We start from the raw sequence: 23665 nt of genomic DNA, 5'->3' as shown, positions 1-23665 counted from the left end.
AGGAGCTCCTGCGAGGCAATTCGGGGCTTGCGTAGCCCGTGTCCCCTCCCTCCCCCCCCCCTCCCCCCCCCCCCCCCCCGCGCCCGTAGGGGAGAGGCCTTACGGCAGCCTCACCGCAGCACGAGCCGGAAGCAGTGGGCCACCCGTCGCGACGCGTCGTCCCCCGGGATGCGCGGGGGAGTGGTGAAGGTCTCGGCGCGCTCCATGCCGAGCCGCCGGGTCACCGCGATGGAGCGTTCGTTGCCGGCGTCGACCATCGCCACCACGCTCGGCACGCCCGCCGCACGCAGCCGTTCGACGGTGGCCCGCGCGGCCGCCGACGCGTACCCCTTGCCCCAGGCCGCGCGGGCGAACCGCCAGCCGATCTCGATCTCGCCGGTCGGACCCCAGTCCCGGGGCCAGGGCTGGGCGCCCGCGAAACCGATGGGCGTGCCGCCCTCGTCGAGCACGGTCCACAGGCAGTAGCCCCGTTCGGCGTCGTGTCTGCGCTGGCGGGCGGTCAGCTCCTCGTACATCGAGAGCTCCGCGGAGGAGCCGCCGAAGAACTCCATGACCTCGGGGTCGTCGAAGAGCCGGTGCCAGACGAAGGCGTCCTCGTGGGTGGGCACGCGCAGCTCCACGGCGGGGAGGAGCGGGGCGGGCAGGGTATCGGTCTGCTCGGTCACGTGTGGCCCTTCGGCTGGCTGATCAGTACCGCCTCATAGACTGCCCATATCCCGTGCCGGTCGGCACACAGATTTCGAGCCTTGGGGAGAACCCGCCGTGACCGAGCCCCTCTCCGAACATTCCGCGGACGTGATCGTCGTCGGCGCCGGCCCCGCCGGTTCGACGACGGCGTACTACCTGGCGAAGGCCGGACTCGACGTACTGCTTCTCGAGAAGACCGCGTTCCCACGGGAAAAGGTCTGCGGTGACGGGCTCACCCCGCGCGCCACCAAGCAGCTGGTGTCGATGGGGATCGACATCTCCGAAGAGGCGGGCTGGCTGCGGAACAAGGGCCTGCGCATCATCGGCGGCGGCGTACGGCTCCAGCTGGACTGGCCGGAACTCGCCTCCTTCCCCGACTACGGCCTCGTGCGCAAGCGCGACGACTTCGACGAGCAGCTGGCCCGGCAGGCGCAGAAGGCGGGCGCCCGCCTGTACGAGCGCTGCAACGTCGGTGAGCCGGTCATCGACGACCGGACCGGCCGCATCACCGGCGTGCACGCCAAGATGGGCGAGGAGAAGACCCCGGTCACCTTCCACGCCCCGCTCGTCGTCGCGGCCGACGGCAACTCCTCGCGGATCTCGCTGGCCATGGGCCTGCACCGCCGCGAGGACCGCCCGATGGGTGTGGCGGTCCGCACGTACTTCACCTCGCCCCGCCACGACGACGACTACCTGGAGTCGTGGCTGGAGCTGTGGGACCGCCGCGGGCCCGGCGAGGACCGGCTGCTGCCCGGCTACGGCTGGATCTTCGGCATGGGCGACGGCACGTCCAACGTCGGCCTCGGCATCCTCAACTCCTCGAAGGCGTTCCGCGAGCTCGACTGGCGCGAGGTCCTCAAGGCGTGGTGCGCCTCGATGCCGGAGGACTGGGGCTACACCCCGGAGAACATGACGATGCCGATCCGCGGGGCCGCCCTGCCGATGGCGTTCAACCGTCAGCCGCACTACACCAAGGGCCTGATGCTCGTCGGCGACGCGGGCGGCCTGGTGAACCCCTTCAACGGCGAGGGCATCGCGTACGCCATGGAGTCCGGCCAGATCGCCGCGGACGTCATCGTGCAGGCCCACGCGCGTGCGACGCCCGCCCAGCGCGAACTGGTCCTGCAGAACTATCCGAAGACCCTCAAGGAGGTCTACGGCGGCTACTACACGCTGGGCCGCGCCTTCGTGAAGCTCATCGGCAACCCGAAGGTCATGAAGATCGCCACCCAGCGCGGCCTGACCCACCCGATCCTGATGAAGTTCACCCTGAAAATGCTGGCCAACCTGACGGACCCGACGGGCGGCGACGCGATGGACCGGATCATCAACGGGTTGAGCAAGGTGGCGCCGCGTTCGTGATCATTCGGGGCGACGTGCGGTCGCTCGAGTTGTGACGCGCCTGTGCCTACGGGACGACGGTCTTCGTCCCGTAGGCACGTCGCATTGCGAACTGGCCTGCTGCCCCCGGTCCGCTCACCCGGCGCGAATGCTGCCTCCGGGACGGGCCACGTGTTGGCTCTCGTGTGCCCTGAGTATCCGTACTCAGGCACCGCCGACGCCTCGCCACTACGGTCACGGTAGTTGGCAATGTCGATGACGACGCTGCCGGCGTTCCTCCGAGTCCGAACGAAACATCGCACTGATTACGTCCGGCAATTCGGACGAAATCAGCCGGGAGCAGCCATGGCGAGGAAAGTCCGCAGCATCCCTCTGCTCGCTGTCGCGGCCTGCATTGCCGCTTCTGCGTGCAGTGCGGACGGAGACTCCTCGGAGGGGGCCGTGAAAGTTCCGCAGAACGAATCCGCCAAGGACACCATGCAGGAAGCGGCGGAGCATCAGGACAACATGCTCGACGCGACGCTGAACGCGATCAAGCCCGAACTCCACTGGACGCACGGTGCGACCACCACGGGGAGCTGCGACGTAACCCGCCGTCGGGTAGCGATGACCATGGTCTCCGAGGCGCGGCGTGGGAATCTGCTGGGCGTGGTGCAGCGGTCGTGGGAGAAGCGCGGGTACGCCATCACGTCGGTGAACAAGAGCCGCAAGTTCCCCGCGATCTTCGCCGAGACGAGGGACGGCTTCGGGATCTCCGTGAGCGTCGGCGGGGAGGGGCAGTTCACCTTCGCGGCCGACTCTCCCTGCGTCAAGGAGTCAGATGTCGCCGAGCCCACCACGCAAGCCAACGGCCGCGATGAAAAGTATCCGATTCCTCGTCCCAACGTCCGCTCCGACTTCTGGTCGTCGGAGACCCCGGCTTCGTCCAAGTGACGCCGGAACAGCCGCGCGGCACGGTGCTTCCGGCAGCGCTTCCGACAGATCCGTAATAGCCGATTTGCTCCGCCGCCGGACGCGGAGGCACGCTGGCCGCATGATTTTCATCGCCGTCAAGTTCACCGTCCGCCCCGAGCACAGCGACAGCTGGATCGCGCGGACCGCCGCGTTCACCGACGCCACCCGCGCGGAGCCGGGCAACGTCTTCTTCGAGTGGTCCCGTTCCGTGGAGGACCCGAATCAGTTCGTGCTTCTGGAGGCCTTCGCCGACGGGGACGCGGGCGCCGCGCACGTCAATTCCGACCACTTCAAGGCCGGCCTGGATACGATGGGTGAGCTGATCGCCTCCGTGCCGCAGATCGTGAACACCGAGATCGAGGGCGACGGTTGGTCCGCGATGGCGGAGCTGACGCCGAAGAACGCCTGAGCGGCGTTCTCAGGACATGCCGAGGGCCGGAACCCCCCACGGGGAGTTCCGGCCCTCGGTCGTGGCTCCAGGAGGCCGTCAGAGGACGCGCACGGCGCCCGAGGCCGGGTAGCCCGACAGGTCCTGGATGACAACGCCCTTGCCGGGGTTGGCGGCGTCCAGGTACTGGCCGCCACCGATGTAGACGCCGACGTGGTACGCGGAGCCCTTGCCGCCCCAGTACAGGATGTCGCCGACCTGCAGGTTCGAGGTGCCGACCTCGGTGCCCATCGTCGACTGGTCCTGCGAGACGCGCGGGAGGTCCACGCCCGCCTGCTTGAACGCGGCCTGCACGAGGCTGGAGCAGTCCCAGGCGTTCGGGCCCGAGGCGCCCATCACGTAGGCGTCGCCGAGCTGCGCCTTGAGGAAGCTGATGACCGTGCCGACGCTGCCGCTGGCCGGAGCGGGCGCGTCCGAGGTGTCCGAGGCGGCGGACGTGGACTGCGTCGAGAGCGTCGTGCGCTCGGAGGAACGCGAGGCGCGCTCCTCCTCTGCCTTCTTCGCCGCGGCGGCCTTGGCCTTGCGCTCGGCCTCGGCCTTCTTCTCGGCCTTGGCCTGGTCTTCCTTGGCCTGCTTGGCGGCCTTGGCGGCGGCGGCGTCCTGCTCGGCGCGCGACTCGTAGGAGTCGGCGGCCTGCTGGGTGGCGTCGGCCGACTGCGCGATCTGGGCGGACAGATCGGCGGTCAGGGTGGGCATTTCGATGGTCTCGGACACCGGCTCGGCCGCGTTCGCCGTACCGGCCGCCGCGGCCACTGCCAGGGTGCTGAGGACGCCACCGGCAACTCCGGCGCGCAGGGCGATCTTCGACGCGCTGCGACGGGGCTTCCGGTGGCTGGGTATGTGAGCGGTGTGGGACATGAGAACAACCGCTATCAGGGACACACGGTTCCCTTCAAGAAACGTGTGCTGCGCCACAGTTGTGAATTCAGGACGTGAATCCCGGGCGTGTCGCTTCTTATTGACGCCGTAACGGGCAATGCGGACAGCGCTGATCACGCCTGTGATCATTGGTTTTCTGCGATACGTCCGAATTGCCCACGGTCTACCACCCGTTGAGCCGGTTGGCCAAGCCCGGCATATTCGGGGAAGTTGCCCGTGTGGCACAGGTCACACAAGGGTGCCGTTGGGGATCTCCCTGAGATCTCGCTGAGACATCCCTGAGATCTCCCGTAGTTTTCGGCGCCGTTCGGCGGAGGCCGGGTGCCCGGGGTGCGGCGGCCCGGTGCCGGAGATGTGTGCGTCGTGGGGGTCGCGTGAGCCGGCGTTCGCCGCGGCCGCTTGCCGCCGGCCGTGAGAGGTGAGGGGCCGTTAGGGATGGGCGGCCGCGAGAGAGGGCCCGCGCTCGTGAATCGGCGCACGCGTCCACATCCGTCCCCACCCGTGCCGCCAAAGTGTGAACGCGGATCCCCTATCAAGCGAGCGAGTCCAGCGCCAATTTGCCTGTACCCGCCACCCCTTGATAGTGCAACACCCCTTTCACCAGCGATGACGCGCTGAGATGTCACCACTGGTGATCACTCAGGCGCTTCGCGTACGAAGATCACCGCTCATCCGACTTCATGATCCTTCGTCAGGTGGTGGAGATCACAAAGCCGTTGTCGCACCCCGTGTCGCAGATCACAGACCGGCGGGCATAAGATGCGGGGCAGTTGGGCTTGTGACCTGCTTCACATGTAAGCGATCTTCGATGGGACGCAGGGATCGGTCCGACGCAACCGCCAACAGTCAGTGCCGACTGAGAGGAGCGAGGAGCGTGAACGCCTATGCGCCCATCCTCGTGCTGGGAGCCCTCGGGGCAGGCTTTGCGATCTTCTCCGTGGTCATGGCCACGCTTATCGGTCCAAAGCGGTACAACCGCGCGAAGCTAGAGGCCTATGAGTGCGGCATCGAGCCGACGCCGACGCCGGCAGGCGGCGGGCGATTCCCCATCAAGTACTACCTGACGGCGATGCTCTTCATCGTCTTCGACATCGAGATCGTCTTCCTCTATCCCTGGGCCGTCACCTTTGACGCCCTCGGGATGTTCGGGCTCGTGGAGATGCTGCTCTTCGTGCTCACCGTCTTCGTTGCCTACGCGTACGTATGGCGGCGCGGCGGCCTGGAATGGGACTAAGGGTCTGAGGGGTCAAAGAGCATGGGACTCGAAGAGAAACTGCCGAGCGGATTTCTGCTGACCACCGTCGAGCAGGCCGCGGGCTGGATGCGGAAGTCCTCCGTCTTCCCCGCCACGTTCGGCCTCGCCTGCTGCGCCATCGAGATGATGACGACCGGCGCGGGACGGTACGACATGGCGCGCTTCGGCATGGAGGTCTTCCGCGGCTCACCGCGCCAGGCCGACCTGATGATCGTGGCGGGCCGGGTGAGCCAGAAGATGGCGCCGGTGCTGCGGCAGGTCTACGACCAGATGCCCCATCCCAAGTGGGTGATTTCCATGGGGGTTTGCGCATCATCGGGCGGGATGTTCAACAATTACGCAATTGTGCAGGGTGTGGACCATGTAGTCCCGGTTGACATCTATTTGCCGGGCTGTCCGCCGCGCCCCGAGATGTTGTTGGACGCGATTCTCAAGCTCCACGAGAAGATCCAGAACACCAAGCTCGGCGTGAACGCGGAAGAAGCGGCCCGTGAGGCGGAGGAGGCGGCCCTCAAGGCGCTCCCCACCATCGAGATGAAGGGGCTGCTGCGGTGAGCGACGCGCACGACGAGCACCCGAACGGCAACGGCGTACCGGCCCCGCGCGACGAGACCGGCGAGGTCATCGGCGTCCGCAGGGGCATGTTCGGCGCCTCGGGCGGCGGCGACACCTCCGGCTACGGCGGGCTCGTACGGACCATCACGCTGCCCGGCGCGACCTCGCGCCCCTACGGCGGCTGGTTCGACGAGACCGCGGACGAACTGGAGGGCGCCCTCGAGGAGCAGGGCCTCGTCCCGGAGAACGCGATCGAGAAGACCGTCGTCGACCGGGGCGAGATCACCTTCCACATCGCGCGCGAGCACCTTGTCCGCGTCGCCCAGACCCTGCGCGACGACCCGGCCCTGCGCTTCGAGCTCTGCACGGGCGTCAGCGGCGTGCACCTCCCCGGCGACAAGGGCCGCGAGCTGCACGCCGTCTACCACCTGCGCTCGATCACCCACAACCGGCTGATCCGCCTGGAGGTCACCGCCCCCGAGGCCGATCCGCACGTGCCCTCGCTGGTGAAGGTCTACCCGACCAACGACTGGCACGAGCGCGAGGCGTACGACTTCTTCGGCCTGGTCTTCGACGGCCACCCGGCGCTCACGCGGATCATGATGCCGGACGACTGGCAGGGATTCCCGCAGCGCAAGGACTACCCCCTCGGCGGCATCCCCGTCGAATACAAGGGCGCCCAGATCCCGGCTCCGGACCAGCGGAGGTCGTACACCTGATGTCCACTCCCCAGGGGACTTCCCCCGCTTCGCCTCGCGAGACGACCGAAGGGACCGTCTACACGGTCACCGGCGGCGATTGGGACGAGGTCGTCCGCTCCGCCGCCAAGGCCGACGACGAGCGCATCATCGTCAACATGGGCCCGCAGCACCCGTCCACGCACGGCGTGCTCCGGCTCATCCTGGAGATCGAGGGCGAGACCGTCTCCGAGGCCCGCTGCGGCATCGGCTATCTGCACACCGGGATTGAGAAGAACCTCGAATACCGCACGTGGACGCAGGGCACGACGTTCGTCACGCGCATGGACTACCTGACGCCGTTCTTCAACGAGACGGCGTACTGCCTCGGGGTCGAGAAGCTCCTCGGCATCGAGGACCAGATCCCGGACCGCGCCTCGGTCATCCGCGTGCTCCTCATGGAGCTCAACCGCCTCTCCTCGCACCTGGTGTGCATCGCCACCGGCGGCATGGAGCTCGGCGCGACGACGATCATGATCTACGGCTTCCGCGATCGTGAACTCGTTCTCGACCTCTTCGAACTCATCACCGGCCTGCGCATGAACCACGCGTACGTCCGCCCCGGCGGACTCGCCCAGGACCTGCCGCCCGGCACGGTGGACCAGCTGCGCGAGTTCGTGAAGAAGATGAAGAAGAACATCCCCGAGTACGACAAGCTCGCCACCGGGAACCCCATCTTCAAGGCCCGCATGCAGGACGTCGGCTATCTCGACCTCGCGGGCTGCATGGCGCTCGGCGCCACCGGCCCGGTCCTGCGCTCCGCCGGACTCCCGCACGACCTGCGCAAGACGCAGCCCTACTGCGGTTACGAGAACTTCGAGTTCGACGTCCCGACCGCCGACACCTGCGACTCCTACGGACGCTTCCTGATCCGCGTCGAGGAGATGCGGCAGTCGCTGCGCATCGTCGAGCAGTGCATCGACCGGCTCGCCCCCGGCCCGGTCATGGTCGAGGACAAGAAGATCGCCTGGCCGGCCCAACTGGCCCTCGGCCCGGACGGTCTCGGCAACTCGCTCGACCACATCAAGAAGATCATGGGCACCTCCATGGAGTCCCTCATCCACCACTTCAAGCTGGTGACCGAGGGCTTCCGGGTCCCGCCGGGACAGACGTACACCGCGGTCGAGTCGCCCAAGGGCGAGCTCGGCGTGCACGTCGTCTCCGACGGCGGCACCCGCCCCTACCGGGTCCACTTCCGCGACCCGTCCTTCACCAACCTGCAGGCCATGGCGGCGATGTGCGAGGGCGGCCAGGTCGCCGACGTCATCGTCGCCGTCGCGTCCATCGACCCCGTGATGGGAGGCGTCGACCGGTGACCAGCACCCCCTCTTCCGAGCAGGGCACGGGCGTCAGCCTGGGCATGCCCCAACTGCCCGCCCCCGACTACCCGGCAGACGTACGGGCCAGGCTGGAGACGGACGCCAAGGACGTCATCGCCCGCTACCCCGACTCCCGCTCCGCGCTCCTCCCGCTGCTGCACCTCGTGCAGTCCGAGGAGGGCCATGTCACGCGCACCGGCATGCAGTTCTGCGCCGACGTGCTGGGCCTGACCACCGCCGAGGTCACGGCGGTCGCGACCTTCTACACCATGTACCGGCGCAAGCCCTCCGGCGACTACCAGGTCGGGGTCTGCACCAACACGCTCTGCGCCGTCATGGGCGGCGACGCGATCTACGACGAGCTCAAGCAGCACCTCGGCGTCGGAGACCACGGGGCCGATACGACTGCGGACGGCAAGATCACCCTTGAGCACATCGAGTGCAACGCCGCCTGCGACTTCGCCCCCGTGGTGATGGTCAACTGGGAGTTCTTCGACAACCAGACCCCCGAGTCCGCCAAGCGGCTCGTCGACGACCTGCGGGCGGGCGCCCCGGTCGCGCCCACGCGCGGGGCGCCGATCTGCACGTTCAAGGAGACCGCCCGGATCCTCGCGGGCTTCCCCGACGAGCGGCCCGGAGCCGTCGAGGCGACCGGCGGCGCGGGCCCGGCCTCCCTGATCGGCCTGCGCCTGGCCAAGGGCGAGGCCGCCCAGCCGCGCGTGGTCCACCCGCGCACGGGAGGCCCGCAGGACGAGACGCCCCCCGAGCACCTCAGCTCGCACGACGCACCGCAGCAGACCTCGGCATCCGACCCGGCGCACCCGGCAGGGCCCACCGCCGAGGAGGGGGAGTGATGACCTTGGCAGCCGAGATCAACAACGAGACCAGCCCGGAGAAGCTGCTCGCACCGGTCCTTTCGGCCTTCTGGGACGAGGAGAAGTCCTGGACGCTGGAGACCTACCGGCGGCACGAGGGGTACGAGGGCCTGCGCAAGGCGCTCGCCATGGACCCCGACGACCTCATCGCGTACGTGAAGGACGCGGGCCTGCGCGGCCGCGGCGGCGCGGGGTTCCCCACCGGGATGAAGTGGCAGTTCATCCCGCAGGGAGACGGCAAACCGCACTATCTGGTTGTCAACGCCGACGAGTCGGAGCCCGGAACCTGCAAGGACATCCCGCTCCTCTTCGCGAACCCGCATTCCCTCATCGAGGGGATCGTGATCGCGTGCTACGCGATCCGTTCGTCGCATGCCTTCATCTATCTGCGGGGCGAAGTCGTCCCCGTACTGCGGCGGTTGCACGAGGCCGTCCGCGAGGCCTACGCGGCGGGCTACCTCGGCCAGAACGTGCTGGGCAGCGGGCTCGATCTGGAACTCACCGTGCACGCGGGCGCGGGCGCGTACATCTGCGGTGAGGAGACCGCGCTGCTCGACTCGCTCGAAGGCCGCCGTGGTCAGCCGCGACTGCGTCCCCCCTTCCCTGCGGTCGCGGGCCTCTACGCGTGCCCCACTGTGGTGAACAACGTCGAGTCCATCGCATCCGTTCCCGCGATCCTCCAGCGCGGAAAGGACTGGTTCAAGTCGATGGGCAGCGAGAAGTCGCCCGGCTTCACGCTCTACTCGCTCAGCGGCCACGTCACCAGCCCCGGCCAGTACGAGGCGCCGCTCGGCATCACGCTGCGCCAGCTGCTCGACATGAGCGGCGGGATGCGCGCCGGACACCGGCTCAAGTTCTGGACGCCGGGCGGCTCCTCGACCCCGATGTTCACCGACGAGCACCTCGACGTCCCCCTCGACTACGAGGGCGTCGGCGCCGCCGGATCGATGCTCGGCACCAAGGCGCTGCAGTGCTTCGACGAGACCACGTGCGTCGTGCGGGCGGTGACCCGCTGGACGGAGTTCTACGCCCACGAGTCCTGCGGCAAGTGCACGCCCTGCCGCGAAGGGACGTACTGGCTGGTGCAGTTGCTCCGGGACATCGAGGCCGGCAAGGGCGTCATGGCCGACCTCGACAAGCTGAACGACATCGCCGACAACATCAACGGCAAGTCCTTCTGCGCCCTCGGCGACGGCGCGGCCTCGCCGATCTTCTCCTCACTGAAGTACTTCCGCGAGGAGTACGAGCAGCACATCACCGGCAAGGGCTGCCCCTTCGACCCGGCCAAGTCGACTCTCTGGGCCGACAGGCCCGCGGAAAGCGCGCAGGTGAACGCATGACAGTGACCACGAACAGCGCTCCCTCCGGGGGCGGGGAGGCGGCGGTCCCGCCGGAGGACCTGGTCTCGCTGACCATCGACGGCATCGAGATCAGCGTCCCCAAGGGGACGCTCGTGATCCGGGCCGCCGAACTGCTCGGCATCGAGATCCCGCGCTTCTGCGACCACCCGCTGCTCGACCCGGCCGGCGCCTGCCGCCAGTGCATCGTCGAGGTGGAGGGCCAGCGCAAGCCGATGGCGTCCTGCACCATCACGTGCACCGACGGCATGGTGGTGAAGTCGCAGCTGACCTCGCCCGTCGCGGAGAAGTCGCAGCGCGGCGTGATGGAGCTGCTGCTCATCAACCACCCGCTGGACTGCCCGGTCTGCGACAAGGGCGGCGAGTGCCCGCTGCAGAACCAGGCGATGCAGGTCGGCGACGCGGACACCCGCTTCGAGGGCAAGAAGCGGACGTACGAGAAGCCGGTGCCGATCTCCACCCAGGTGCTGCTCGACCGTGAGCGGTGCGTGCTCTGCGCGCGCTGCACCCGGTTCTCCAACCAGATCGCCGGCGACCCGATGATCGAGCTCATCGAGCGCGGCGCGCTCCAGCAGGTCGGCACCGGCGAGGGCGACCCCTTCGAGTCGTACTTCTCCGGGAACACCATCCAGATCTGCCCGGTCGGCGCGCTCACCTCGGCGGCGTACCGCTTCCGCTCCCGCCCCTTCGACCTGGTGTCGTCGCCCTCGGTGTGCGAGCACTGCGCGGGCGGCTGCGCGACCCGCACCGACCACCGGCGCGGCAAGGTCATGCGGCGGCTCGCGGCGGACGACCCCGAGGTCAACGAGGAGTGGCTGTGCGACAAGGGGCGCTTCGGCTTCCGGTACGCGCAGCGTCCCGACCGGCTGACCACCCCTCTGGTGCGCAACGCGGCGACGGGTGAACTGGAGCCCGCCAGCTGGCCCGAGGCCCTGGACGTCGCGGCCCGCGGTCTCGCGGCGGCGCGCGGCCGGGCCGGTGTCCTCACCGGCGGCCGGCTCACCGTGGAGGACGCCTACGCGTACAGCAAGTACGCGCGCGTGGCGCTCGACACCAACGACATCGACTTCCGCGCGCGCGTGCACAGCAGCGAGGAGGCCGACTTCCTGGCGGCCCGGGTGGCCGGGCGGGGCCGGGACCTCGACGGCAGCGGCGTCACGTACGCCCTCCTGGAGAAGGCGCCCGCGGTCCTGCTCGCCGGGTTCGAGTCCGAGGAGGAGGCGCCCGGCGTCTTCCTGCGGCTGCGCAAGGCCTGGCGCAAGCACGGCCAGCGCACCTTCTCCCTCGCGCCGTTCATGACCCGCGGCCTGGAGAAGGCGGGCGGCACGCTGCTGCCCGCGGCGCCGGGCACCGAGACCGAGTGGCTGGACGCGCTCGCCGCGGGCGTGGGCCTTCAGGCGCCGGGCACCGAGGCGTCCGACCTGCTGCGCGCCGAGGGCTCGGTCATCGTCGTCGGCGAGCGGCTCGCGGCCGTGCCCGGCGGGCTCACCGCCGCCGTACGGGCCGCCGCGGCGACCGGCGCCCGGCTGGCGTGGATCCCGCGCCGCGCGGGCGAGCGTGCCGCCGTCGAGGCGGGCGCCCTGCCGTCGCTGCTGCCCGGCGGCCGTCCGGCCACCGACCCGCGCGCGCGGGACGAGGTCGCGGCCGCCTGGGGCGTCGCCGAACTCCCGCACCGCTACGGCCGCGACACCGGCCAGATCGTCGAGGCCGCCGCGACCGGTGAGCTCGGCGCCCTGCTGGTCGCGGGCGTGGAGCTCGCCGACCTGCCGGACCCCACGCGCGCGCGTGCGGCGCTCGACGAGGTCGGGTTCCTGGTCTCCCTGGAGCTGCGGCCCAGTGAGGTGACGGAGCGCGCGGACGTGGTGCTGCCCGTCGCCGCGGTCGCCGAGAAGCCGGGCACCTTCCTCAACTGGGAGGGCCGGGTACGGATGTTCGACGCCGCGCTCAAGCCGGACCAGATGACGCGCAGGCTGGCGCCCACCGACGCGCGCGTCCTGCACATGCTGGCCGACGCGGGCGACATCCACCTCGGCCTGCCCGACCTGGTCACCCTGCGCCGCGAGGTGGAGCGGCTCGGCGGCTGGGACGGCCCGTACGCGAGCGAGCCCCTGGAGACGGCGGTCCAGCCGCCGCGGCCCGCCGCGGGCGAGGCAGTCCTCGCGGGGCACCGCATGCTGCTCGACCAGGGCCGCCTCCAGGACGGCGACGAGGCGCTGGCCGGTACGCGGCACGCGGCCCTCGCGCGCGTGTCGGCGGCCACCGCGGCCGAGGCGGGCGTGAAGGACGGCGACCTGCTCGCCGTCACCGGCCCGGCCGGGGCGAGTGAACTCCCGCTCCGGATCACTGAGATGCCCGACCGCGTGGTCTGGCTGCCGCTGAACTCGGCCGGGGGAGGCGTCACGTCGGACACCGGCGCGCGCCCCGGCGATCTCGTCCGCATCGGCCCGGCGGTCCTGCCGGAGCCCATCGAGGCCCCGGAGGTGACGTCGTGACGCACACGCTGGTACCGCTTGCGGCGGAGGACCTGTCCATGTTCGGCCGCGACCCCTGGTGGCTGGTCGTCGTCAAGGCGGTCTTCTGCTTCGCCTTCCTGATGGTGACGGTCCTGCTCGCCATCGTCTGGGAGCGCAAGGTCGTGGCCTGGATGCAGCTGCGCATCGGCCCCAACCGGAACGGCCCCTGGGGTCTGCTGCAGTCCCTCGCGGACGGCGTCAAGCTGATGCTCAAGGAAGACGTGATCGTCAAGCGCGCGGACAAGGTGGTCTACGTCCTCGCGCCGGTCGTCGCCGCGATCCCGGCCTTCATGGCGATCGCCGTGATCCCCTTCGGGCCCGCGGGCAACGAGGTGTCGATCTTCGGTCACCGCACCACGATGCAGCTCACCGACCTGCCGATCGCGATGCTCTACATCCTCGCGGTCGCCTCCGTCGGCATCTACGGCATCGTGCTCGCCGGCTGGAGCTCCGGATCGACGTACCCGCTCCTGGGCGGCCTGCGCTCCTGCGCGCAGATGATCTCGTACGAGATCGCGATGGGCGCGGCCTTCGCCTCGGTCTTCCTCTACTCCGGGTCGATGTCGACGTCCGCGATCGTGGAGGCGCAGGCGGACCGCTGGTACATCCTGCTGCTGCCCGTCTCGTTCATCATCTACATCATCACGATGGTCGGCGAGACCAACCGAGCGCCGTTCGACATGCCGGAGTCCGAGGGCGACCTCGTCGGTGGCTTCAACACCGAGTACTCCTCCATCAAGTTCGCGATGTTCATGCTCGCCGAGTACGTCAACATGGTCACCGTCTCGGCGGTCTCGGCCACGCTCTTCCTCGGTGGCTGGCGGGCCCCGTACCCGGTCAGCACCTTCTGGGAGGGCGCGAACCACGGCTGGTGGCCGATGCTCTGGTTCATCGTCAAGGTCCAGCTGCTGCTGTTCTTCTTCATCTGGCTGCGCGGCTCGCTGCCCCGCGTCCGCTACGACCAGCTGATGAAGCTCGGCTGGAAGGTCCTGATCCCGGTCTCGGTCGTCTGGCTGATGCTCGTGGCCACCGTCAGGGCGATGCGGAACGAGGACTACGAATTCACCTCGATCGCGCTCTATGTGGGCGGCGGCGTCATCGCACTCCTGCTGCTCTCCGTGGTCGTGGACATCTTCCGCGACAAGCGCGAGAAGGAAGCCGCCGCCGAAGAGGACCAGCCGGCCGCGTTCGACCCGATGGCGGGCGGATTCCCCGTGCCGCCGATGCCCGGCCAGAGCCTGCCACCCGTGCCGCGCCGACGCTCGCGCCAGGAGCGGGAGTTGATTGTCAGTGGTGGGACGGATACTCAAAGTGACGGAACCCGAAGTGAGGGAAAGGAGGCGTCCGATGGCTGAGTCGAACCAGGAGTCCCACGAGTCGAACCAATCGAACCAGGGGTTCCAGAACCCTGTCGCGGGCTTCGGCGTGACCTTCAAGGCCATGTTCAAGAAGCGGCTGACCGAGCAGTATCCGGAGCAGCAGAAGACCACCGCTCCCCGCTTCCACGGCAGGCACCAGCTGAACCGCCATCCGGACGGCCTGGAGAAGTGCGTCGGCTGTGAGCTCTGCGCCTGGGCCTGTCCCGCGGACGCCATCTACGTGGAGGGCGCGGACAACACGGACGAGGAGAGGTACTCGCCCGGCGAGCGGTACGGCCGCGTCTACCAGATCAACTACGCCCGCTGCATCCTGTGCGGACTGTGCATCGAGGCGTGCCCCACGCGCGCGTTGACGATGACGAACGAGTTCGAGCTGGCCGACACCAGCCGCGCGAACCTCATCTACACGAAGGAGCAGCTGCTCGCCGGCCTGGAGGAGGGCATGGTCGACAGCCCGCACTCGATCTTCCCCGGCACGGACGAGCAGGACTACTACCGCGGCCTGGTGACCGAGGCCGCGCCGGGCACGGTGCCCCAGGTCGCCGTCTCCAAGGGGGAGACGCCGCAGGAGGCCGCCTCGGACTTCGGCGACAGCGAGCCGGCGTCGGAGCAGGTGATCGGCCGATGACGCAGCTCGCCGCCTACTCCACCTCCACCGGCGAGGCCTTCCAGTTCTGGGTGCTCGGCACGGTCGCGGTGATCGGCGCCCTGTGCACCATCCTCATGAAGAAGGCCGTGCACAGCGCGCTCTGCCTGGCCGGGACCATGATCATCCTCGCGGTGTTCTACCTGGCCAACGGCGCGTACTTCCTGGGCATCGTGCAGATCGTGGTCTACACCGGCGCGATCATGATGCTCTTCCTCTTCGTCGTCATGCTCGTCGGCGTCACCGCGGCGGACTCCCTCACCGAGACCATCAAGGGCCAGCGCTGGCTGGCCCTGCTCTGCGGCCTCGGCTTCGCGGTGCTGCTCTTCGCGGGCATCGGCAACGCCTCGATGAAGGAGTTCAACGGCCTCGGCAAGGCGAACTCCGGTGGCAACGTGGAGGGTCTCGCCCAGCTCATCTTCACCAAGTACGTCTTCGCCTTCGAGATCACCGGCGCCCTGCTCATCACGGCGACGGTCGGCGCGATGGTGCTCACCCACCGCGAGCGCACGGAGCGCGCCAAGACCCAGCGCGAGCGGTCCGAGGAGCGCGTGCGCGCGGGCAAGCACCTGCCGCCGCTGCCCGCCCCGGGTGTGTACGCACGGCACAACGCCGTGGACATCGCGGGCCTGCTCCCCGACGGCACCCCGTCGGAGCTCACCGTCAACAAGACGCTGCGCGAGCGCGGCCAGATCCGCGACGTGTCGAACGAGGCGCTGGACGACCTGCGGGCGCTCGAACAGCGCTCCACCGACCGGCTTGAGCGGCCCGACCTGCGGCGGTCCGACGCCGGGCGTCCCGAGGCCGGGCGGACCGAGGAGGCGTCGAAGTGAACCCCGTCAACTACCTCTATCTCGCCGCCCTGTTGTTCACGATCGGTGCGACCGGCGTGCTCATCAGGCGGAACGCGATCGTGGTGTTCATGTGCATCGAGCTCATGCTCAACGCCTGCAACCTCGCGTTCGTCGCCTTCTCCCGGATGCACGGCAATCTCGACGGCCAGATCATCGCGTTCTTCACGATGGTCGTCGCCGCCGCGGAGGTCGTGGTCGGGCTCGCGATCATCGTGTCGCTGTTCCGTTCCCGCCACTCGGCCTCGGTCGACGACGCCAGCCTGATGAAGCTGTAAGGGGCTGAAAGTGGAGAACCTGATTGCGCTGCTCGTCGCGGCGCCACTGCTCGGAGCGGCCGTACTGCTGTGCGGCGGGCGGGCGTTGGACCGCGTGGGCCACTGGCTCGGCACGCTCCTCGCGGCTGCCTCCTTCGTCGTCGCAGCCGTGCTGTTCACCGACATGCTGGGCAAGGGCGCCGAGGAGCGCTCGCTGTCCCAGCACTTGTTCAGCTGGGTCCCCGTCGAGGGGTTCCAGGCGGACGTCGCCTTCCAGCTCGACCAGCTGTCGATGACGTTCGTCCTGCTGATCTCCGGAGTGGGCACCCTGATCCACGTCTACTCCATCGGGTACATGGAGCACGACGAGCGGCGCCGCCGCTTCTTCGGCTATCTGAACCTGTTCCTCGCGGCGATGCTCCTGCTGGTCCTCGCCGACAACTACCTGCTCCTGTACGTCGGGTGGGAGGGCGTCGGCCTCGCCTCGTACCTCCTGATCGGCTTCTGGCAGCACAAGCCCAGCGCGGCCACCGCGGCGAAGAAGGCCTTCCTGGTCAACCGGGTCGGCGATGTGGGCCTGTCGATCGCCATCATGCTGATGTTCACCACCTTCGGGACGTTCGCCTTCGGGCCTGTCCTGGACGCCACCGGTGACACCGGCGAGGGCAAGCTCACCGCCATCGGCCTGATGCTGCTGCTCGCCGCGTGCGGCAAGTCCGCGCAGGTGCCGCTGCAGTCCTGGCTCGGTGACGCGATGGAGGGCCCGACCCCGGTCTCGGCCCTGATCCACGCGGCCACGATGGTGACCGCCGGTGTCTACCTGATCGTCCGCTCCGGCGCGATCTTCAACGCGGCGCCGGACGCCCAGCTCGTCGTCACCGTCGTCGGAGCGGTCACGCTCCTCTTCGGTGCGATCGTCGGTTGCGCGAAGGACGACATCAAGAAGGCCCTCGCCGGGTCGACGATGTCGCAGATCGGCTACATGATCCTGGCCGCGGGCCTCGGCCCCGTCGGCTACGTCTTCGCGATCATGCACCTGGTGACGCACGGCTTCTTCAAGGCCGGGCTCTTCCTCGGCGCCGGCTCGGTCATGCACGGCATGAACGACGAGGTCGACATGCGGAAGTACGGCGGCCTCAGGAAGTACATGCCGGTCACCTTCGTGACCTTCGGCCTCGGCTACCTCGCGATCATCGGCTTCCCCGGGCTGTCCGGCTTCTTCTCCAAGGACAAGATCATCGAGGCCGCGTTCGCCAAGGGCGGCACGGAGGGCTGGATCCTCGGCTCGGCGGCGCTCCTGGGCGCGGCCGTCACCGCGTACTACATGACCCGCGTGATGATCCTGACCTTCTTCGGCGAGGAGCGGTGGCGCAACCGCGCGACGGCCTCCCCGGACCAGCCGGACGTCGAGCCCGCCGCGGAGCACCGCGGTGCGCACGACGAGCCGCACCCGCACGAGTCCCCGAAGTCCATGACCATCCCGATGATCGTGCTCGCCTTCGGCTCGGTGTTCGCGGGCGGGTTCTTCAGCATCGGCGACCGCTTCCTGCACTGGCTGGAGCCGGTCACCGGGCACGACCACGGCGACTCGCCGCTGAGCGCGGCCACGGTCACGGGCGCCACCATGGTGGTCCTCGTCATCGGCGTCGCCCTCGCCTACGTCCAGTACGGACGCCGGCCCGTCCCGGTCACCGCCCCGCGCGGCTCGCTGCTCACCCGTGCCGCCCGCCGCGACCTGCTCCAGGACGACTTCAACCACGTCGTCCTGGTCCGCGGCGGCGAGCACCTGACGCGGTCCCTGGTCTACGTCGACCACACCCTGGTCGACGGGGTCGTCAACGGCACGGCGGCTTCGGTCGGCGGCCTCTCCGGCCGGCTGCGCAAACTGCAGAACGGCTACGCCCGCTCCTACGCGGTCTCGATGTTCGGCGGCGCTGCGGTACTCATCGCCGCGACCCTGCTGATGAGGGCGGTCTGATACCGATGTCCTTTCCCCTGCTGACAGCGACGGCGGTCCTGCCCGCGGTCGGCGCGATCGCCACGGCAGCCGTTCCGGCCGCCCGGCGGTCCGCCGCCAAGTGGCTCGCCCTGCTCGTCTCGCTCGCCACGCTCGGCCTCGCGGTCGCCGTGCTCGTCCGGTTCGACCCGGACGGCGACCGCTACCAACTGACCGAATCGCACTCTTGGATCAAGGACTTCGGGGTGCGGTACGAGCTCGGGGTCGACGGTATCGGCGTCGCGCTCGTCGCGCTCACCGCGCTCCTGATCCCCTTCATCATCCTGGCGGGCTGGCACGACGCGGACCCCCTGGAGACGAAGTCGTCCCGCTGGCGCCCGACCCAGGGCTTCTTCGCCCTGATCCTGGGTGTCGAGGCGATGGTGATCATCTCGTTCGAGGCCACCGACGTCTTCCTCTTCTACATCTTCTTCGAAGCCATGCTCATCCCGATGTACTTCCTCATCGGCGGCTTCGGGGACCGCGCCCACGCGGGCACCGACGAGAACGCCTCGGCCCAACGCTCGTACGCGGCCGTGAAGTTCCTCCTCTACAACCTCGTCGGCGGCCTCATCATGCTGGCCGCGGTGATCGGGCTCTACGTGGTGGCCGGGAACTTCTCGCTGCAGGAGATCACCGAGGCCCGTGCCAACGGCACGCTGACCATGGCGACCAGCACCGAGCGGTGGCTCTTCCTCGGCTTCTTCTTCGCCTTCGCGGTGAAGGCGCCGCTGTGGCCGCTGCACACCTGGCTGCCGAACGCGATGGGCGAGTCCACCGCGCCGGTCGCCGTACTGATCACGGCCGTCGTCGACAAGGTCGGCACGTTCGCGATGCTGCGGTTCTGCCTAGGCCTCTTCCCCGAGGCGAGCAAGTGGGCGACGCCGGTCATCCTGGTCCTCGCCCTGATCAGCATCATCTACGGGGCGCTGCTCGCGGTCGGCCAGCGCGACATCAAGCGCCTGGTGGCGTACGCGTCGATCTCGCACTTCGGGTTCATCATCCTCGGCATCTTCGCGATGACCTCGCAGGGCCAGTCCGGCGCGACGCTCTACATGGTCAACCACGGCATCTCCACCGCCGCGCTGATGCTGGTGGCCGGCTTCCTGATCTCGCGGCGCGGCTCGCGGCTCATCGCCGACTACGGCGGGGTGCAGAAGGTCGCCCCGGTGCTCGCCGGCACCTTCCTGATCGGCGGCCTCGCCACCCTGTCGCTGCCCGGACTCGCGCCGTTCGTGAGCGAATTCCTGGTCCTCGTCGGCGCGTTCGCGCGCTACCCGGTGGTCGGGATCATCGCGACCGTCGGCATCGTGCTCGCCGCGCTGTACACGCTGGTCCTGTACCAGCGGACGATGACGGGCCCGGTCAAGGCCGAGGTGTCGGCCATGCCCGACCTGCGGGTGCGTGAACTGGTCGTCGTCGCCCCGCTGATCGCGCTCCTGATCGGCCTCGGCGTCTACCCGAAGCCGCTCACCGACCTGGTGAACCCGGCGGTCAAGCACACGATGTCCGACGTCCAGAAGAAGGACCCCAAGCCCGAGGTGGAGGCGGCCAAGTGAGCGCATCAGCCGTCCACAGCCTGTGGACAACCGCGGCCGATCCCATCGACAAGATCGACGCACCCAACATCGAGTACGGACAGCTGTCGCCGACGTTGATCGTCATCGGCGCGGCCGTCATCGGAGTGCTCATCGAGGCCTTCGTCCCGCGCAAGTCCCGTTACTACGCCCAGCTGTTCGTCTCCGTGGTCGCGCTCGCCGCCGCGTTCGCCGCGGTCGTCGGGCTCGCGGCCCGCGGCTTCGGCACCACCAAGGCGCAGGTCGCCGCGATGGGCGCCATCGCGGTCGACGGCCCCGCGCTCTTCCTGCAGGGCACGATCCTGCTCACCGGCATCGTCGCGATCTTCACCTTCGCGGAGCGCCGTCTCGACCCGGTGGCGCACGGCAACCGCGTCGACTCCTTCGTCGCGCAGGCCGGCTCGGTGCCGGGCAGCGAGAGCGAACAGGCCGCCACCAAGGCCGGCTTCGCCACCACCGAGGTGTTCCCGCTGGCGCTCTTCGCCATCGGCGGCATGCTCGTCTTCCCGGCGGCCAACGACCTCCTGACGCTCTTCATCGCCCTTGAGGTCTTCTCCCTGCCGCTGTACCTGCTCTGCGCGCTCGCCCGCCGCAAGCGCCTGATGTCGCAGGAAGCCGCCGTCAAGTACTTCCTGCTCGGCGCCTTCGCCTCGGCGTTCACGCTCTTCGGCATCGCGCTCCTGTACGGGTACGCGGGCTCGGTGTCGTACGCGACGGTCGCGGACGTCGTCGAGGGCAACGTCAAGACCGTGGACCCGGCGCTCGCCGACACCATGGGCAACGACGCGCTGCTCCTGATCGGCGTGGCGATGGTGGTGATGGGGCTGCTCTTCAAGGTGGGCGCGGTGCCGTTCCACATGTGGACCCCGGACGTGTACCAGGGCGCCCCGACGCCGGTCACCGGCTTCATGGCGGCGGCGACGAAGGTGGCCGCCTTCGGCGCGCTCCTGCGGCTCCTCTACGTGGTCCTGCCGGGCCTGCGCTGGGACTGGCGGCCGGTGATGTGGGGCGTCGCGATCATCACGATGCTGGGCGGCGCGATCATCGCGATCACCCAGACCGACATCAAGCGGCTCCTGGCGTACTCGTCCGTCGCGCACGCCGGCTTCATCCTCGCCGGTGTGATCGCGACCACTCCGGACGGCATCTCCTCGGTCCTGTTCTACCTGGGCGCCTACTCCTTCGTGACCATCGGCGCCTTCGCCGTCGTCACCTTGGTGCGGGACGCGGGCGGCGAGGCCACGCACCTGTCCAAGTGGGCGGGGCTCGGCCGGCGGTCCCCGCTGGTCGCAGCGGTCTTCGCGGTCTTCCTGCTCGCCTTCGCCGGCATCCCGCTGACCTCCGGTTTCGCCGGGAAGTTCGCGGTCTTCAAGGCGGCGGCGGAGGGCGGCGCGGGCGGCCTCGTCGTGGTCGGTGTGCTGTCGTCGGCGGTCGCCGCGTTCTTCTACATCCGCGTGATCGTCCTGATGTTCTTCAGCGAGCCGAAGGCGGACGGCCCCACGGTCGCCGTGCCCTCGCCGCTGACGATGACGGCGATCGGCGTGGGCGTCGCGGTGACGCTGGTGCTGGGTGTGGCCCCGCAGTACTTCCTGGACCTCGCGAATCAGGCGGGGGTCTTCGTCCGGTAGCCCGGTTCCTTTAGCGCGGTTCCTTTAGCCCGGTTCCTTTTCGTACATGTGTTGCCGCCCGGCATCCCCAGCAGGGGTGCCGGGCGGTGGCCTGTGGATAACTGTCCGCGGTGTCGGTGCGGAGCCCTATCGTGGAGGCAGTGGTCGAGGCAGTGGCTGAGGCGGCGCGTACGGCGGGGGACAGGGCGATGGATGGGACCAGAGGCATGAGTGAGGTGACGGCGCCGGTATCGGCGTCGGACGTGGCGGCCGACGGCACGACCGGCGGTGCGGCCGACGGCATGACCGGTGGTGCGAGCGGTGGGCCGACCGGTGCCGTGACGGAGAGCGACGCGCTGCGCACGCTCCACCGCGTCTTCGGGTACGACGCGTTCCGCGGTGAGCAGGAAGCCGTCATCGACCACGTGGTGGACGGTGGGGACGCCGTCGTCCTGATGCCGACCGGCGGCGGCAAGTCCCTCTGCTACCAGATCCCCGCCCTGGTCAGGCCGGGCACGGGCGTCGTGGTCTCACCGCTCATCGCGCTCATGCAGGACCAGGTGGACGCGCTGCGGGCGCTCGGTGTGCGGGCCGGGTTCATCAACTCCACGCAGGACTTCGACGAGCGGCGCGTGATGGAGGCGGAGTTCCTCGCGGGCGAGCTCGACGTGCTCTACCTCGCGCCGGAGCGGCTGCGCCTGGACGCCACGCTGGACCTCCTCTCGCGGGCCAAGATCTCCGTCTTCGCCATCGACGAGGCGCACTGCGTCGCCCAGTGGGGCCACGACTTCCGCCCCGACTACCTGGCCCTCTCCCTCCTCGGCGAGCGCTGGCCCGACGTGCCGCGGATCGCCCTCACGGCCACGGCCACCCACGCCACGCACCGCGAGATCACCGAGCGGCTCGGCATGCCGGACGCCAAGCACTTCGTGGCGAGCTTCGACCGGCCCAACATCCAGTACCGCATCGTGCCGAAGGCCGAGCCGAAGAAGCAGCTCCTCGCCTTCTTGAAGGAGGAGCACGCGGGCGACGCCGGCATCGTGTACTGCCTGTCGCGCAATTCCGTGGAGAAGACCGCCGAGTTCCTCTGCAAGAACGGCATCGAGGCGGTCCCGTACCACGCGGGCCTGGACGCCGGCACCCGCGCGACCCACCAGTCCCGCTTCCTGCGCGAGGAAGGCCTCGTGGTCTGCGCGACGATCGCCTTCGGCATGGGCATCGACAAGCCGGACGTCCGCTTCGTCGCCCACCTCGACCTGCCCAAGTCCGTCGAGGGGTACTACCAGGAGACGGGCCGCGCGGGCCGCGACGGCCTGCCCTCGACGGCCTGGATGGCGTACGGCCTGCAGGACGTCGTCCAGCAGCGCAAGCTGATCCAGGGCGGCGAGGGGGACGAGGCGTTCCGCCGCCGGGCCGCCGCCCACCTGGACTCGATGCTGGCGCTGTGCGAGACCGCGCGGTGCCGCCGCGCCCAGCTCCTGACCTACTTCGGCCAGGAGACGACGGCGCCGGACACCTGCGGGAACTGCGACACCTGCCTCACCCCGCCCGAGACGTGGGACGGCACGGTGGCGGCGCAGAAGGTGCTGTCCACGGTGGTGCGGCTGCAGCGCGAGCGGGGCCAGAAGTTCGGCACGGGCCAGATCATCGACATCCTGCTCGGCAAGAAGACCGCGAAGGTCATCCAGTTCGACCACGACCAGCTCTCGGTCTTCGGCATCGGCGAGGAGCTGGCGGAGGGCGAATGGCGGGGCGTGGTGCGGCAGTTGCTGGCCCAGGGCCTGATCGCGGTCGAGGGGGAGTACGGCACGCTGGTGCTCACCGAGGAGAGCGGTTCCGTCCTGGCGCGGGAGCGTGAGGTGCGGCTGCGCAAGGAGCCGAAGCGGGCTTCGGCGGCGCGTGCCTCGAAGGGGGAGCGCAAGGCGAAGTCGGCGGCGGCGGTCGCCGAGCTGCCCCAGGACGCGGTGCCGCTCTTCGAGGCGCTGCGGGCCTGGCGCGCGGCGCAGGCGAAGGAGCAGGGCGTCCCGGCGTACGTGATCTTCCACGACGCGACGCTGCGCGAGATCGCGACGCTGCGGCCCACGTCCGTGGCGGACCTGGCGGGCATCAGCGGCGTGGGCGAGAAGAAGCGGGCGACGTACGGCGAGGGCGTGGTCGGGGTCGTGGCGGAGCTGGCGGGGACGGGGCCGGCGGGGCCGGCATCGGGCGCCGGGGGTGACGCGGCGCCGGGCACCACGGACGAGTCCGCCACCTCGGCTTCGACCCCGCCCCCGCCTCCGACCTCGACCCCGGCCCGCCCCGACCTCACTGCTGCTGCCGCAGCTGCCGCCGCCGCTCCCGCTCCCGTCCCCGCCCAGGCCCCGGTGGACGACGGGGGCTTGGACTGGGACATGGAGGAGCCCGACTGGTGAGCGCCGGAGGGGCAGTGGCT

20 protein-coding genes are annotated in these 23665 nt (G+C 69.5%); 18 read left to right on the top strand and 2 right to left on the bottom strand.

Annotated features, from left to right (window positions below; translation table 11 throughout):
• Positions 1-110 precede the first annotated feature (110 nt).
• Positions 111-665 carry a GNAT family N-acetyltransferase gene (locus ACZ6CV_RS08830; RefSeq protein ID WP_469250158.1) on the bottom strand — a complete coding sequence of 185 codons (555 nt, stop codon included), beginning with the start codon at positions 663-665 and terminating at the stop codon, positions 111-113.
• Between the two features lie 97 nt (positions 666-762).
• On the opposite strand from ACZ6CV_RS08830, the gene ACZ6CV_RS08825 reads away from it, so the two are divergent.
• From ACZ6CV_RS08825 to ACZ6CV_RS08815, 3 genes are all read left to right on the top strand, one after another.
• On the top strand, positions 763-2049 hold the full coding sequence (locus tag ACZ6CV_RS08825) for a geranylgeranyl reductase family protein (RefSeq protein ID WP_469250157.1): 1287 nt from the start codon (positions 763-765) through the stop codon (positions 2047-2049).
• A gap of 324 nt (positions 2050-2373) precedes the next feature.
• On the top strand, positions 2374-2961 hold the full coding sequence (locus tag ACZ6CV_RS08820) for a hypothetical protein (RefSeq protein WP_469250156.1): 588 nt from the start codon (positions 2374-2376) through the stop codon (positions 2959-2961).
• Between the two features lie 100 nt (positions 2962-3061).
• Positions 3062-3391 carry a putative quinol monooxygenase gene (locus tag ACZ6CV_RS08815; RefSeq protein WP_469250155.1) on the top strand — a complete coding sequence of 110 codons (330 nt, stop codon included), beginning with the start codon at positions 3062-3064 and terminating at the stop codon, positions 3389-3391.
• A 78-nt stretch (positions 3392-3469) separates the two neighbouring features.
• Here ACZ6CV_RS08815 and ACZ6CV_RS08810 read toward each other — a convergent pair whose 3' ends face one another.
• Positions 3470-4288: a C40 family peptidase gene (locus ACZ6CV_RS08810; protein ID WP_469250154.1), complete on the bottom strand. Its 819-nt coding sequence runs from the start codon at positions 4286-4288 to the stop codon at positions 3470-3472.
• Between the two features lie 895 nt (positions 4289-5183).
• Here ACZ6CV_RS08810 and ACZ6CV_RS08805 point away from each other — a divergent pair.
• The 15 genes from ACZ6CV_RS08805 to recQ all read left to right on the top strand — a co-directional run bounded on the left by ACZ6CV_RS08805 (position 5184) and on the right by recQ (position 23645).
• Positions 5184-5543 (top strand): NADH-quinone oxidoreductase subunit A, encoded by a 360-nt coding sequence (locus ACZ6CV_RS08805; RefSeq protein WP_266705409.1) that lies wholly within the window; start codon positions 5184-5186, stop codon positions 5541-5543.
• A gap of 21 nt (positions 5544-5564) precedes the next feature.
• On the top strand, positions 5565-6119 hold the full coding sequence (locus tag ACZ6CV_RS08800; protein ID WP_362363259.1) for a NuoB/complex I 20 kDa subunit family protein: 555 nt from the start codon (positions 5565-5567) through the stop codon (positions 6117-6119).
• Positions 6116-6838: an NADH-quinone oxidoreductase subunit C gene (locus ACZ6CV_RS08795; protein ID WP_469250153.1), complete on the top strand. Its 723-nt coding sequence runs from the start codon at positions 6116-6118 to the stop codon at positions 6836-6838. Before ACZ6CV_RS08800 ends, ACZ6CV_RS08795 begins: the two co-directional genes overlap by 4 nt.
• Entirely contained in the window at positions 6838-8172 is a 1335-nt protein-coding gene (locus ACZ6CV_RS08790; protein WP_469250152.1) for an NADH-quinone oxidoreductase subunit D, read from the top strand. Before ACZ6CV_RS08795 ends, ACZ6CV_RS08790 begins: the two co-directional genes overlap by 1 nt.
• Positions 8173-8216: 44 nt before the next feature.
• Entirely contained in the window at positions 8217-9029 is an 813-nt protein-coding gene (gene nuoE / locus ACZ6CV_RS08785) for an NADH-quinone oxidoreductase subunit NuoE (protein ID WP_469250316.1), read from the top strand.
• A complete protein-coding gene (nuoF, locus tag ACZ6CV_RS08780; RefSeq protein WP_469250151.1) occupies positions 9029-10390 on the top strand; it encodes an NADH-quinone oxidoreductase subunit NuoF in 1362 nt (453 codons plus the stop codon). Before nuoE ends, nuoF begins: the two co-directional genes overlap by 1 nt.
• Entirely contained in the window at positions 10387-12900 is a 2514-nt protein-coding gene (locus ACZ6CV_RS08775; RefSeq protein WP_469250150.1) for an NADH-quinone oxidoreductase subunit G, read from the top strand. Before nuoF ends, ACZ6CV_RS08775 begins: the two co-directional genes overlap by 4 nt.
• A 38-nt stretch (positions 12901-12938) precedes the next feature.
• Positions 12939-14276: an NADH-quinone oxidoreductase subunit NuoH gene (gene nuoH / locus ACZ6CV_RS08770; RefSeq protein WP_362365086.1), complete on the top strand. Its 1338-nt coding sequence runs from the start codon at positions 12939-12941 to the stop codon at positions 14274-14276.
• The gene (gene nuoI / locus ACZ6CV_RS08765; RefSeq protein WP_469250149.1) at positions 14269-14928 is read left to right on the top strand and encodes an NADH-quinone oxidoreductase subunit NuoI; all 660 of its coding nucleotides are present in this window, start codon (positions 14269-14271) and stop codon (positions 14926-14928) included. The genes nuoH and nuoI overlap by 8 nt, the downstream gene beginning before the upstream one ends.
• Complete coding sequence (locus ACZ6CV_RS08760) at positions 14925-15779, top strand: NADH-quinone oxidoreductase subunit J (protein WP_362363273.1); 855 nt, start codon at positions 14925-14927, stop codon at positions 15777-15779. The genes nuoI and ACZ6CV_RS08760 overlap by 4 nt, the downstream gene beginning before the upstream one ends.
• Positions 15776-16075, top strand: a complete 300-nt coding sequence (nuoK, locus tag ACZ6CV_RS08755) for an NADH-quinone oxidoreductase subunit NuoK (RefSeq protein ID WP_003974374.1) — start codon at positions 15776-15778, stop codon at positions 16073-16075. Before ACZ6CV_RS08760 ends, nuoK begins: the two co-directional genes overlap by 4 nt.
• Positions 16076-16085: 10 nt before the next feature.
• A complete protein-coding gene (gene nuoL / locus ACZ6CV_RS08750; protein WP_469250148.1) occupies positions 16086-18032 on the top strand; it encodes an NADH-quinone oxidoreductase subunit L in 1947 nt (648 codons plus the stop codon).
• A gap of 5 nt (positions 18033-18037) precedes the next feature.
• On the top strand, positions 18038-19609 hold the full coding sequence (locus tag ACZ6CV_RS08745; protein WP_469250147.1) for an NADH-quinone oxidoreductase subunit M: 1572 nt from the start codon (positions 18038-18040) through the stop codon (positions 19607-19609).
• Entirely contained in the window at positions 19606-21255 is a 1650-nt protein-coding gene (gene nuoN, locus ACZ6CV_RS08740; protein ID WP_362363282.1) for an NADH-quinone oxidoreductase subunit NuoN, read from the top strand. Before ACZ6CV_RS08745 ends, nuoN begins: the two co-directional genes overlap by 4 nt.
• A 281-nt stretch (positions 21256-21536) precedes the next feature.
• Positions 21537-23645: a DNA helicase RecQ gene (gene recQ / locus ACZ6CV_RS08735; RefSeq protein WP_469250315.1), complete on the top strand. Its 2109-nt coding sequence runs from the start codon at positions 21537-21539 to the stop codon at positions 23643-23645.
• Positions 23646-23665: the final 20 nt, after the last annotated feature.

The sequence above is a fragment of the Streptomyces sp. NPDC041713 genome, from assembly GCF_055591085.1.
This window is presented reverse-complemented; position numbering and strand designations above follow the sequence as displayed.

Excerpts from the sequence above, each read along its gene's own strand:
- ACZ6CV_RS08820 (WP_469250156.1), top strand. The coding sequence starts at position 2,374 with ATGGCGAGGAAAGTCCGCAGCATCCCTCTGCTCGCTGTCGCGGCCTGC.
- ACZ6CV_RS08815 (WP_469250155.1), top strand. The coding sequence starts at position 3,062 with ATGATTTTCATCGCCGTCAAGTTCACCGTCCGCCCCGAGCACAGCGAC.
- ACZ6CV_RS08810 (WP_469250154.1), bottom strand. The coding sequence starts at position 4,288 with ATGTCCCACACCGCTCACATACCCAGCCACCGGAAGCCCCGTCGCAGC.
- ACZ6CV_RS08800 (WP_362363259.1), top strand. The coding sequence starts at position 5,565 with ATGGGACTCGAAGAGAAACTGCCGAGCGGATTTCTGCTGACCACCGTC.
- ACZ6CV_RS08790 (WP_469250152.1), top strand. The coding sequence starts at position 6,838 with ATGTCCACTCCCCAGGGGACTTCCCCCGCTTCGCCTCGCGAGACGACC.
- nuoE (WP_469250316.1), top strand. The coding sequence starts at position 8,217 with ATGCCCCAACTGCCCGCCCCCGACTACCCGGCAGACGTACGGGCCAGG.
- nuoF (WP_469250151.1), top strand. The coding sequence starts at position 9,029 with ATGACCTTGGCAGCCGAGATCAACAACGAGACCAGCCCGGAGAAGCTG.
- ACZ6CV_RS08775 (WP_469250150.1), top strand. The coding sequence starts at position 10,387 with ATGACAGTGACCACGAACAGCGCTCCCTCCGGGGGCGGGGAGGCGGCG.
- nuoH (WP_362365086.1), top strand. The coding sequence starts at position 12,939 with ATGTTCGGCCGCGACCCCTGGTGGCTGGTCGTCGTCAAGGCGGTCTTC.
- nuoI (WP_469250149.1), top strand. The coding sequence starts at position 14,269 with ATGGCTGAGTCGAACCAGGAGTCCCACGAGTCGAACCAATCGAACCAG.
- ACZ6CV_RS08760 (WP_362363273.1), top strand. The coding sequence starts at position 14,925 with ATGACGCAGCTCGCCGCCTACTCCACCTCCACCGGCGAGGCCTTCCAG.
- ACZ6CV_RS08745 (WP_469250147.1), top strand. The coding sequence starts at position 18,038 with ATGTCCTTTCCCCTGCTGACAGCGACGGCGGTCCTGCCCGCGGTCGGC.
- recQ (WP_469250315.1), top strand. The coding sequence starts at position 21,537 with ATGACCGGTGGTGCGAGCGGTGGGCCGACCGGTGCCGTGACGGAGAGC.